At 66.1% G+C, this 10,281-nt stretch carries 7 protein-coding genes; 6 read left to right on the plus strand and 1 reads right to left on the minus strand.

The window, feature by feature from the left end; all coding sequences use genetic code 11:
• Positions 1-55 precede the first annotated feature (55 nt).
• The 3 genes from CKY51_RS21315 (at position 56) to CKY51_RS21325 (ending at position 3,318) form a co-directional block, all read left to right on the plus strand.
• Positions 56-967, plus strand: coding sequence for an RDD family protein (locus CKY51_RS21315; RefSeq protein WP_022971597.1), 912 nt, complete (start codon positions 56-58; stop codon positions 965-967).
• A 3-nt stretch (positions 968-970) separates the two neighbouring features.
• Positions 971-2,581, plus strand: a complete 1,611-nt coding sequence (locus CKY51_RS21320; RefSeq protein WP_022971596.1) for a hypothetical protein — start codon at positions 971-973, stop codon at positions 2,579-2,581.
• Between the two features lie 125 nt (positions 2,582-2,706).
• Positions 2,707-3,318, plus strand: coding sequence for a flavodoxin family protein (locus tag CKY51_RS21325; protein WP_022971595.1), 612 nt, complete (start codon positions 2,707-2,709; stop codon positions 3,316-3,318).
• Between the two features lie 30 nt (positions 3,319-3,348).
• On the opposite strand, the gene CKY51_RS21330 is transcribed toward CKY51_RS21325, so the two are convergent.
• Positions 3,349-4,671 (minus strand): right-handed parallel beta-helix repeat-containing protein, encoded by a 1,323-nt coding sequence (locus CKY51_RS21330; protein WP_031339153.1) that lies wholly within the window; start codon positions 4,669-4,671, stop codon positions 3,349-3,351.
• A gap of 293 nt (positions 4,672-4,964) precedes the next feature.
• On the opposite strand from CKY51_RS21330, the gene CKY51_RS21335 reads away from it, so the two are divergent.
• The 3 genes from CKY51_RS21335 (at position 4,965) to CKY51_RS21345 (ending at position 10,249) form a co-directional block, all read left to right on the plus strand.
• Positions 4,965-6,593, plus strand: coding sequence for a TldD/PmbA family protein (locus CKY51_RS21335; RefSeq protein ID WP_022971593.1), 1,629 nt, complete (start codon positions 4,965-4,967; stop codon positions 6,591-6,593).
• 672 nt (positions 6,594-7,265) lie between these two features.
• Complete coding sequence (locus CKY51_RS21340) at positions 7,266-8,900, plus strand: TldD/PmbA family protein (protein WP_170292361.1); 1,635 nt, start codon at positions 7,266-7,268, stop codon at positions 8,898-8,900.
• A 14-nt stretch (positions 8,901-8,914) separates the two neighbouring features.
• Positions 8,915-10,249, plus strand: coding sequence for a TldD/PmbA family protein (locus CKY51_RS21345; protein ID WP_152249920.1), 1,335 nt, complete (start codon positions 8,915-8,917; stop codon positions 10,247-10,249).
• Positions 10,250-10,281 lie beyond the last annotated feature (32 nt).

The raw sequence follows: 10,281 nt of genomic DNA on the forward strand, positions 1-10,281 counted from the left end.
AGCAGGCCATTGCATGCGGCATGTCCCTCGCCGCCGGTCAGGACGCCCCTGAGCGATGGAGCAGCGTTGGCAGATCCAGCATGAGAACGGCATCCTGCACGCCACCCGCGCGCAGGCGCAGGCATGGCATGCCGCCGGGCGCATCGGATCGCAGTCGCTGGTATGGACGGCGGGCATGAGCAGCTGGCAGCCCTATGCGAACTGTTCGCTGGCCACGCCGGTGCCGCCACCACTACCCGACGCCATCAACGCCAACGATGCCGCTGAACCCGCCCTCCCCCCGCCCGAGGCCCCGTCGCTGGAACTGCGGCGGCGGGACGGCCGCATCGAGCCGCGCTTTGTCGCTGGCGAGGTCCGCGCCAGCCTGGAACGGCCGGCCCTGGCGGTACCGGCGGATGCGCCAGCGCTGCATGTCTACGGCGACGGTTGGCAGGATGTGCGACCGCATCCATGGCGGCGCTACTTCGCGCGTGGCTTCGACACGCTGCTGCTGGGCGGGCTGCTGTGGTTCGGCTTGGGCATCGTCGCCGGCACCGTGAGCCCAGCGCTCTATACCGCGCTGCTGCTACCGGTGAGCCAGCACCTGCTGTTGTCGACGCTGGCGACCATGGTGTTGGTGATGCCGCTATTGGCCTTGTGGATCGGCTTGTCGGGGACCAGCCCCGGCAAGTGGTTGTTCGGCATTCGCGTGCTGCGCAGCGATGGCTTTCCGCTCGGCTTCACCGACGCCCTGCTGCGCGAGGGACGCGTGTTGCTTTATGGACAATGCCTCGGCCTGCCGCTGCTCAGCATCGCCGCACAGGTCTATGCCTTGGTCAGCCTGTTCAACCACGGACAATGCAGCTGGGACCGCGACCATGGCTGGGTGGTCACGCATCGCCCGTTTGGCGCAACACAGGTCGTGTTCGGCGTGTTGGCACTGCTCTTGCTCGGCAGCATGCTGGCTGTCCTGCGCTGGATGGGCTGAGCGATGGATCACCTGCACTTACGCGATCGCCGCGGTTACCTGGGCGCCTGGACGCCCGACCAGGTGCAAGCCGACTACCGGCAGGGGCGCTACCGCGCCGACACCTTGTCGTGGGCGCCGGGCGAAGCCCGGTGGTGCTCGCTGGAGCGCCGCTGGCAGCCCCGCCGCTGGCCATGGCAGGGCCTGCGGATCGCCGCGGCGCTGCTGGCCTGCCTGCTGCTGGGCGTGGTGTTGCCGCTCTGGTCGCTGCAATCGCCCGGCGCCTTGCTGATACCGCTGCCCTGGCATCTGGCGCTGGCCGCCATCGCCGTCCTCGGCAGCGTGGCGCTGCTGGCGCGGGCGATCGTGCGCGATCGTGGGACCGGCACCTCGCGTGGCTGGCTGATGGTGTGGCTGCTGCTGCTCGCCTTGCCGCTGATGGTGGCGCTGCTGCACCAGATGGCCAGCACCGAGCGCGACCGCCAGGGCCACGCCAATGCGCGCATGCGCTTGAGCGCAGACGGCCGCGTCTTGCAGATCGACGGCAGCATCGGCGCGCGCTTCGTTCCCGACTTCAGGGCCGCGCTGGCACGTGCGCCGCAGCTGCAGCGGGTAGACATCGACAGCGGCGGCGGCTTGGTGACCGACGCCCTGCAGGCCGTCGAGCAGATTCGCGCGCGGCGCCTGGTGGTGCGGGTGAACAATACGTGCGCCAGCGCCTGCGTGCTGCTCTGGGCCGCCTCGCCAGCGCGCGAGTTGAGCTTGCGTGGGCGCATTGGCCTGCACCAGGCACAGGTGCCTGGACGGGTGCCCGAACAATGGCGCAGCAATGCCTTGCAAGACCTGACCGACCGGAGCCGAAAGGTGCTGATCGGCGCGGGCTTCGGCCCCGGCTTGCTGTCGGCATGGCGCACAACGCCGGCCACGTCGATGTACTGGGCCGACGCCAGCATGCTGATGGCCGACGGCGTGCAGGTGCGGGTAGTCGATGCGCAGGGACTGCCAGCCACCGCCGCGCAACGCGCAATGGCCGGGGCCTTGCAGCAGATGAACGCCAGCGACGCCAGCTGGCAGCTGTACCTGGCCTATGCGGAGCAGCAACCGAAGCAAGCGCCGGGATATGCCAACGCCATTGCCCAGTCCTTGCTGGCGAAGGACGAACAGCGCGCCATCGACTGGATCGTCGCCTTGAACGGCCGCATCGATGCGTTCGCCTTCGACCACGCCAGCGACGCGCAGTTGCTGCGCTGGGGCAAGGCCATGGCAGCGCTGTGGGAGCAGGCCAGTCGTCAGGAGAGCCTGGGCCAATGCAATGCCTTGTTGGACACCGGCGAGCGGCCGATCGACCAGCCGACCCGGCAACGGATACGCAGTCTGCTGGCCACGCTGGTCGCCGAGATTGCACCGGGAGCACCGGCGCGCCCATTGAATCCACGGCAGCAGGATCAGGCAGAAGCCGCCCTGCGCCGCGCCGCTGCCGAGGTGCGCATGGCCGCAAGCACCAACCGTGCGGACGGCGGAATGACGCGTCTGCGCTGCACCCGCATGGCGCAGGCGTATCGCGACGCACTCACTCTACCCAGCGCCGAGGCAGCGCTCCGCTTGCGCATGCTGCAGGCACTGGTGCTCGACTAGCGATTCAACGCAAGGGTCCAGCGCAAGGGTGTCGCGGTCGCCATCACTCACGCTGCACGCACGCACCACAGCTGCTGGACACCGCCCACCGCACGCTCGTGATGTCATCCATCATGGAGTTACGCATGAGCCTGCGCGCATTTGGCCTGAATTGCAGCCTCAAGGCCAGCGATACACCGTCGTCGACGCAGAAGCTGTTGGACCAACTATTGCAAGCACTCGCAGTGCACGACGTCCAGGGCGCATCGGTCCGTGTCGCCGACTACAACGTGCTGCCTGGCGTGAGTACCGACGAAGGCAATGGCGATCAGTGGCCGCAGCTGCGTCAACGCATCCAGGAGGCGGACATCTTCCTGCTCGCCACACCGATCTGGGTCGGCCATCCCTCCAGCCTGGCGCAGCGGGTGCTGGAACGCCTGGACGCGGTGCTGGGCGAGATCGGCGACGATGGTGTCTATCCCACCTTCAACAAGGTGGCGATGGTCGCGGTGGTCGGCAACGAGGACGGCGCGCACAAGGTCAGTGCCGATCTGTATCAAGGCCTGACCGACTTCGGTTTCAGCGTGGCAGCCGGCGGCCCGGCCTACTGGGTCGGTGAAGCAATGGGCAGTACCGACTATGTTGATCTATCGTCCACGCCGCAGGCCTTGGCCGACACCATCAGGACCGCTGCCAGCAACAGCGCCCACCTGGCGCGCCTGCTGAAGGCCTCGCCGTATCCGGCGCCCTTGCGCTGAAGCCCTGCAGTGGCGACAAGCGCGCAACGCTCACGGCGACTCGAACGCGCCCAGGTCCGGTGCACGGCCATTGAAGGGTTCGCCGACGTCGACACCGGCATCCACCAACGCGCCGCCCGGTGCCGGCGTGGCGAAGGTGATCACCGGCAGATCGCCGTTCGGCTGGCGGGGACGGCTCAGTTGGCGCTCGTCCAGGCTGAGGAAATCGCTTGCGACCAAGGGCAGCGCCAGGCTGAAGGAATTGCGGCCAATCGTGTTGGCGCTGGCGCTGCCCAGGTTGGCGATCTCGGTGCGAGCGCCATAGCCCAGGTTGTTGGTCAGCGTGTGGCCGTAGCCGGGCACATCGGTCAGGTTGTCGCTCGAGGTCGACAGCATGTCGTAATTGGCGCGCGCATTGCCGATGGCGGTGTTGTTGATCCAGTCCTGTCCGCCGATCTGATGGTTGGCGTAGAAGCCATTGGTGCGGTTGGCCACCGACAGATTGAAGGCGATGCGGTGGCGCGGGACCGGCTGCGGATAGGCGCTGCCGTTGCGGCCATAGCCACCGGCCTTGAAACCATTGCCATCGCCCAACGGCGTGCCATCGGTGTCCAACCCGTTGCGGAACGCCCAGTTGTGACGCAGCGTCACCGCCGCCCAGGCATTGATCAGATCGAAGCCATCATCGCTGTTGTTCCAGGCACGACTGCCCTCGATGAGATTGCCGGTGCTGCTGGCGGTGGTGGGATGTACGCCAAAGCCATCGATATTGCCGTGCGAAAAACTGTTCAATCCCTTGTTGTTGTAGGCGTCGACGTTGTGCACGCGGTTGTTGCTGCCGGACACCAGATACCAGCCGATCGCCATGCCGTCGTGGATGGAGAGCCGATCGAACAGATTGCCGCTGCCACCCTGGACGCGAAATGCCTCCGACTGGGTATGACGATCGGCGATGGTGATGCGCACGCCGACCACCTCGAATCCCTGGAAGATGCAGTTGTCGGCGCTGATGCGAAAGGCCGTCACCCGGTGCCCGCTCGGCGCCACTGCGGAGAAGTCGAACACCGGCCGTTCGTTGCGATAGGCCAGGTACGACACGCCGCTCTTGCGGATGTCGTTGACGACGGCGTAGGTGGCGTCGAGCGCGCTGATGTCGGCATTGGTCGGGCGATAGGTACCGCCGCGCAGATACACCGTATCCCCGCTGGCCGCCGCGGCCTGAGCGGCCATCAGGGAGGCGAACGGCGCGGCGATGGTTCCCGGGTTGGTATCGGCGCCGGCTGGGGAGACATACCAGTCGGCGGCGGTCGCGCCCAGTGGCAGCATGAGCAGGCAGGACAGCAGAGACGGCATCGGGCGCGGCGCGGACGGCATGGCGAGGGGTCTCCAACGTCGGTAAGAGCACGCTGCAGGACTGCCGGCAGCGCAGGCATACATCAGCGGACACATCCGCTGACGGCAGATGCTAGCCCGCCGCCGGCAAAGGTCAACGCGCCCACTGCACAAACGCGACAGGCGTTGGGCCGCGTTCGCAATCGCCGGCACGCAGCGCCGATCTGCGGATCGACACGGCGCCGGACCGGCCGCCAGCACTTGACCGACCCGGCGTGGGCAGCGATGGTCGCAGATCGCACACGCCCGTTCGGGCAGCTCCTGGAGACCCGCTCGTGGACCGTCGCACCTTTCTCTCTCTGTCCGGCCTTGGCGCGGCCAGCCTGTTGTTGCCACAGACCCGTCTGATCGCCGCCGAACAGTTGCTCGCGCCGGCCGACGCAGCGCGCAACCGCCGATTGGCCGACACCGCGCTGACGACGGCCAAGGCCGCCGGTGCCGGCTATTGCGACGTCCGCGTGGGCCGTTACCTGCGCCAGTTCGTGATCACCCGCGAGGCGCAGGTGGAGAACGTGGTCAACGCCGAGTCCTGCGGCGTGGGCGTGCGGGTGCTGGCCGATGGCGCCTGGGGCTTTGCCGCGACCAGCGGCCTGACCAGCGAGGCGGTCGCCACCGCGACCCGGCAGGCAGTGGCCATCGCCAAGGCGAATGCACGGCTGGGGGGTGCGCCGGTGCAACTGGCACCGGTCGCGCCGGTCGGTGAGGTGCAGTGGCGGACGCCGATCCGCAAGAACGCGATGGCCGTGCCGGTGCAGGACAAGATCGCGCTGTTGATGGACGTCAATGCCGCCGCGCTCGCAGCCGGCGCCACCTTCGTGGCCTCGCGGTTGTTCGCCATCAACGAGCAGAAGTATTTCGCCAGCAGCGATGGCTCGTATATCGATCAAGACGTGCATCGGCTGTGGCTACCGTTCACCGTTACGGCGGTGGACAAGGCCAGCGGACGCTTCCGCACCCGCGACGGACTGTCCGCGCCGATGGGCATGGGGTACGAATACCTCGATGGGTCGGCCGAGCAGAAGCACGCGCTGCCTGGCGGCGTGATCGGCTATGGCCACAGCTACGACGCGCGCGAAGATGCCATCGCCGCGGCCAAACAGGCGCGCGCCAAACTCAGCGCACCCTCGGTCACGCCGGGCAAGTACGATCTGGTGATCGATCCGAGCAACTTGTTCCTGACCATCCACGAGTCGGTCGGACATCCGCTCGAACTGGACCGCGTGCTCGGCTACGAGGCCAACTACGCCGGCACCAGCTTCGCCACGCTGGACAAGCGCGACGCCGGCTTCCGCTGGGGCAGCGATGCGGTGACCTTTATCGCCGACAAGACCCGCGCCGGCAGCCTGGGCGCCGTGGGCTACGACGACGAAGGGGTCAAGACCAAGCAATGGGACCTGGTCAAGGACGGCATCCTGGTCGATTATCAATGCACGCGCGACCAGGCGCATCTGCTGGGCAAGACCGCCTCCGACGGCTGCAGCTATGCCGACTCCTGGTCCAGCGTGCAGTTCCAGCGCATGCCCAATGTGTCGCTGGCGCCGGGCAAGACGCCGCTGGCGGTCGCCGACATGATCAAGAACGTCGAGCGCGGGCTGTACATCCACGGCCGCGGCTCGTATTCGATCGATCAGCAGCGCTACAACGCGCAGTTCGGCGGGCAGTTGTTCTACGCGATCGAGAACGGTGAGGTCACCCATCTGGTGGAAGACGCCGCCTACCAGATCCGCACGCCGGAATTCTGGAACGCCTGCAGCGCGGTCTGCGACCAGCGCGATTTTCGCCTGGGCGGCTCGTTCTTCGACGGCAAGGGCCAACCTGGCCAGGTGTCGGCGGTCTCGCATGGTGCGTCCACGGCCCGCTTCGATGGGATCAACGTGATCAATACCGCGCGCTCGTTGGGCTGAGAACGCCTGACCGGTCATGCGCAGGATGTCCTTGGACAGTCTTGCACTTCGGCGTGTCCCATGATCCTTTGGCCGTGTCGCAGGTCAATCCGCTGCAGCAATCGCCACGCTTGCGTTCGCAACCACGATTCGCTTGCCGCTGAAAGCCTCGTTCGTCGCGTGCGCGGTGCCCTGACCGCTCGCGGGACACGTCGTGAATCCATCCATGCAGGCTCCGTCCCGCAAGCGGCCGGGGCACCGCACCAGAAGGGCGGATTCCGATGTGATTTTTCTTATTCAAGCGCTGTTCGCGGCTCGAAAGACACCCGCGATCAACACGCGCCATGGATGGATTGTCACCTGCGCACCGACCAACACGACTGGTCCTTGCCCGCCCACCGTCGCGGGACCTTTGATTGCGACGCGGTTCCCGCGCCAACACCATCGGAAAGATCGGCACCCATCGCATGCGGCCGTGCAGGTCGAGACGAGTCGACGCAACCCCCACGCCGCCAGCTGCGCTCGCTAAACGCGTTTGGATGACGCATCCGCATGCCGCCTGTGCAGCGACCCATGCCGAAAGTCATTTGACGCAGCATTCATCGGCCGGCAAGAATCGGCGACACCGCGCACAAAGGGATGTGCGTGCCACCACACCACCTGCGCGATGCGCGGGATCATTGGGGGAGTGCCGTGCAGCGACGTGATTTCCTGGCCTTGACCGGGCTGACCATGGGCGGATTGATCATCCCCGCTTCCTTCGGCAACGCGATCGCCGCCGAGCAGCTGTTGACGCCGTTCGACGTGGGCCGCAAGAAGCGCCTGGCCGACGCCGGCTTGAACGCGGCGCGCCAGGCCGGCGCCAGCTATTGCGATGTGCGCATCGGCCGCTATCTGCGTCAGTTCGTGATCACACGCGAAGACAAGGTCCAGAACGTGGTCAACACCGAGTCCATCGGTGCCGGCATCCGCGTCATCGTCGGTGGCGCCTGGGGGTTTGCCGCCACCAACGACCTGACCGAACAAGGCGTGGCCAAGGCCGCCACCCAGGCCGCGGCGATCGCCAAGGCCAATGCCAAGGTGCAGGGCACGCCGGTGCAGCTGGCACCCACCCCGGGCGTGGGCGAAGTCAGCTGGAAGACGCCGATCAAGAAGAACGCGATGGAAGTGCCGATCAAGGACAAGGTGGACCTGCTGCTGGGCGTCAACGCCGCCGCCAGCGCCGCCGGTGCCAACTTCGTCAACTCGATGCTGTTCGTGGTCAACGAGCAGAAATATTTCGCCAGCACCGATGGGTCCTACATCGACCAGGATGTGCATCGCATCTGGGCGCCGATGAGCGTGACCGCCATCGACAAGGCCAGCGGCAAGTTCCGCACCCGCGACGGGCTGTCCGCGCCGATGGGCATGGGCTATGAATACCTGGACGGCGCAGCGTCGGGCAAGTTCGTCTCGCCCAACGGTGTGGTGAACTACGGCCTGTCCTACGACATGAAGGAAGACGCCATCGCCGCTGCCAAACAGGTACAGGAGAAACTCAAGGCACCGTCGGTCAAGCCAGGCAAGTACGACCTGGTGCTGGACCCCTCGCATACCTGGCTGACCATCCATGAGTCGATCGGCCACCCGCTGGAACTGGACCGCGTGCTCGGCTATGAAGCCAACTATGCCGGCACCAGCTTCGCCACCCTGGACAAGCTCAAGGCCGGCTTCCAGTACGGCAGCGACAAGGTGCATATCCTCGCCGACAAAACCCAGGTGGGCAGCCTCGGCGCGGTGGGCTACGACGATGAGGGCGTCAAGACCAAGCAGTGGGATCTGATCCGCGACGGCAAGCTGGTGGACTATCAGGCCATCCGCGACCAGGCGCATATCCTCGGCAAGAGCGCCTCCGATGGCTGCTGCTACGCCGACTCCTGGTCCAGCGTGCAGTTCCAGCGCATGGCCAACGTCTCGATGGCACCCGGCAAGACGTCATTGAGCGTCAGCGACCTGATCAAGAATGTGGAAAACGGCATCTACATCATCGGGGACGGCTCGTTCTCCATCGACCAGCAGCGCTACAACGCGCAGTTCGGCGGCCAGCTGTTCTACGAAATCAAGAACGGCGCCATCACCCGCATGATCGAAGACGTGGCCTACCAGATCCGCACGCCGGAGTTCTGGAACGCCTGCAGCGCCGTGGCCGACGCGCGCGACTACCGCATGGGTGGTTCGTTCTTCGACGGCAAGGGCCAGCCCAGCCAGGTCTCGGCGGTCTCGCATGGCTCGTCCACCGCCCGCTTCGACGGCATCAACGTCATCAACACCGCCCGTTCGCTCGGCTGACCGGAGATAGTCCCATGAGCATCCTCACCGAAGCGCAGGCCAAGGCCATCCTCGACAAGGTCATCGCCCTGTCCAAGGCCGACGAATGCACCGCCACACTCAGCGGTACGATCGACGGCAACATCCGCTTTGCACTGAACAACGTCTCCACCAGCGGTATCGTCGACAACACCGATCTGCAGGTGCAGGTGGCGTTCGGCAAGCGGGTGGGCGTTGCCACCATCAACGAGTTCGACGACGCTTCGCTGGAGCGCGTGGTACGCCGTGCCGAGGACCTGGCAAAGCTGGCACCGGAAAATCCCGAGTTCATGCCGGCGGTCGACAAGCAGACCTACACACCCAGCCCCACCTTCAGCGAATCCACCGCTGCGATCGATCCGGCCTTCCGCGCCCAGGTCGCCGCCGATTCGATCGCCCCATGCAAGGGCAAGGGTCTGATCGCCGCCGGCTTCCTGGAAGACGGTCAAAGCTTCACCGCCTTCGCCAACAGCAAGGGGAACTTCGGCTACCAACGCGGTGCGCGCTTCGACTACACCTGCACCGTGCGCACCGAAGACGGTCGCGGCTCGGGCTGGGTGGGCCGCAATCTGAAAGATGCCGCCGACTTCAAGGCCGAGCAGGACATCCGCATCGCCATGCGCAAGGCCAGCGACTCGGCCGAGGCCAAGGCGCTGGAACCGGGCAAGTACACGGTGATCCTGGAGCCGGCGGCAGCCGCAGGCCTGATCTCCTTCATGATGAATTTCTTCGACGCCCGCCGCGCCGACGAGGGCCGCAGCTTCCTGTCCAAGAAAGGCGGCGGCAACAAGCTCGGCGAGCAGGTGTACGACCCGCGGGTCAATATCACGGCTGACCCGTGGGATCCGCGCGCGCCGGTCATGCCCTGGGACGAAGAGGGCCTGCCGCGCGAGAAAATGGCCATCGTCGAGAACGGCAAGATCGCCAACCTGCAGTACTCGCGCTTCTGGGCGCAGAAGAACGGCAAACGTGCGGTCGGCGAGCCGGGCAATCTGTTGATGGCCGGTGGCGACAAGAACATTGCCGAGTTGGTCCGCGGCACCGAGAAGGGCATTCTGGTCACGCGGACCTGGTACATCCGCATGGTCGACCCGCAGACCGTGCTGCTGACCGGCCTGACCCGCGATGGCACGTTCTACATCGAGAACGGCCAGATCAAGTACCCGGTGAAGAACTTCCGCTTCAACGAATCGCCGGTGATCATGCTCAACAACATCGACGAGTTGGGCAAACCGGTGCGCGTGGCCGGCGATGAATCCAACTTCGTGATGATGATTCCGCCGATGCGGCTGCGCGATTTCACCTTTACGTCGCTGTCGGACGCGGTGTGAATCGGGGAGAGTGCCGGGGTTCGGGGGTTAGG

The sequence above is a fragment of the Xanthomonas maliensis genome (assembly GCF_009192945.1).
Lineage (GTDB): Bacteria > Pseudomonadota > Gammaproteobacteria > Xanthomonadales > Xanthomonadaceae > Xanthomonas > Xanthomonas maliensis.